Annotated in this window: 1 pseudogene; it reads right to left on the bottom strand. The window is 72.3% G+C overall.

Annotated features, from left to right (window positions below):
* Positions 1-55 precede the first annotated feature (55 nt).
* Positions 56-260, bottom strand: a pseudogene (locus PU683_RS22265) (hypothetical protein); the annotation flags it as partial.

The raw sequence follows: 260 nt of genomic DNA, 5'->3' as shown, positions 1-260 counted from the left end.
GCCCGACTCCCGCGGCGCATATGGGGGGGTCGGGCGGCAGGATCCAGTGGTCAGATCAGCGCCATACGCGGAAGCAGCGACGCACCGGCCCATAATAGCCCGGCTGCAACCGGGAGACGACGCGGCTGCGACCGTAGCCATAACCGGGGCGACCCCAGCCCGGCCCGCGATCCCAGCCGGGACCACGATCCCAGCCACGGTGGCGACCCGGCCCACGATCCCTACCCCGACCGCGTTCCCTACCGGGTCCGCGATCCCAG

Origin of the sequence: Candidatus Kosakonia sp. 282A-S69, assembly GCF_029433855.1 — a bacterium.
In the GTDB taxonomy this organism is placed as follows: Bacteria; Pseudomonadota; Gammaproteobacteria; order Enterobacterales; family Enterobacteriaceae; genus Kosakonia; species Kosakonia cowanii_A.
The sequence above is the reverse complement of the archived record's forward strand: the minus strand, read 5'-3'. Positions and strand labels throughout refer to the sequence as shown.